The sequence below is a fragment of the Stenotrophomonas pictorum JCM 9942 genome (assembly GCF_001310775.1).
GTDB classification, from domain to species: domain Bacteria; phylum Pseudomonadota; class Gammaproteobacteria; order Xanthomonadales; family Xanthomonadaceae; genus Stenotrophomonas; species Stenotrophomonas pictorum.
Genome location: NZ_BAZI01000554.1, coordinates 1 through 1,365 on the forward strand (window position 1 = coordinate 1; position 1,365 = coordinate 1,365).

Genomic DNA, 1,365 nt, shown 5'->3' on the forward strand with positions numbered 1-1,365 from the left:
ATCTGGACGGCTCGATGCTGCTGATGACCTTCGCTCTGGCGGTGCTGGCCAGCATGCTGGCCGGCATCCTGCCCGCCTGGCGGGCGATGCAGGTGGCGCCGGCACTGCAACTGAAAAGCCAGTAACCGGACGCCCGCTTCCGCGGCCCCGGCTTCCTCTCTCCCTACTCCAGGCTTCACGGAGAACCCTCATGGATATACGTCCCATCCTCTCCACGCTGACCCGGCACAAGACCGCCGCGGCGTTGATCGTGCTGGAGATCGCGCTTAGCTGCGCGATCATCTGCAACGCGCTGTTCATCGTCTCCCAGCGCATCGACGCCATGCAGCTGGCCAGCGGCATCGATGACGACCGCCTGGTCGAGATCGGCCTCAGCGGTATCGGCACGCAGGTCGACGGCGACGCCCGCACCGCCGAGGACCTGGCCGCACTGCGCGCCATCCCCGGCGTGGAGAATGCGGCCATCGTCAACCAGCTGCCGTTCCAGAACGGCTCCTGGAACACCTCGCTGGCCATCAGCGCCGAACCGGACGCGCAGTCGATCAATGGTGCCCAGTACATGGTCGGCGAGAGCGCGCTGGACACCCTCGGCGTGAGACTGCTGGCCGGCCGCGACTTCAACCACGACGAGTACATCAGCATGGACGTCATGCAGAAGATGGAGGATCTCAGTGCGCTGCGTGCACCGGCGATCCTCACCGACGCCATGGCCCGGAAGTTCTTCCCCGACGGCGATGCGATCGGCAAGACCCTGTACATGGCCAACATCCCGGTCACCGTGGTCGGCGTGGTGCAGACCCTGCTGCGCCCGAACATGCAGGACAACAACCGCACCCATTCGCTGATCTTCCCGGTCCGCACCAACTTCGCCAACGGCGGCCGCTACATCCTCCGCACCAGCGATCCGGCGCGCCGCGACGAAGTGCTCAAGCAGGCGCTAGCCACGCTGGAGAAGAACGACCCCAACCGGCTGGTATGGGTCAAACAGACCGTCGAGGAGAAACGCGCCAAGTACTTCGCCAACGACCGCGACATGATCGGCATGCTGCTGATCGTCAGCGGCCTGCTGTTGCTGGTCACCGCGCTGGGCATCATCGGCCTGGCCAGCTTCTGGGTACAGCAACGCACCAAACAGATCGGCATCCGGCGTGCGCTGGGCGCCACCCGCGGGCAGATCCTGCGCTACTTCCAGACCGAGAACTTTCTGCTGGCCAGCATCGGCATCGTGATCGGCATGCTGCTGGCCTACCTGCTCAACCAGTGGCTGATGGGCCGCTACGAGTTGCCGCGGCTGCCGCTGCTGTACCTGCCGGTCGGCGCGCTGACGTTGTGGCTGCTGGGCCAGTTCGCCGTGTTCGGCCCGGC

1 protein-coding gene and 1 pseudogene are annotated in these 1,365 nt (G+C 65.7%); both read left to right on the top strand.

The annotated features are described in order from the left end of the window. A pseudogene (locus JCM9942_RS15975) lies at positions 1–125 on the top strand (ABC transporter permease); the annotation flags it as partial. 65 nt (positions 126–190) lie between these two features. Continuing rightward, a partial coding sequence (locus JCM9942_RS15980) for an ABC transporter permease (protein ID WP_054660841.1) occupies positions 191–1,365 on the top strand: 1,175 nt, incomplete at its 3' end.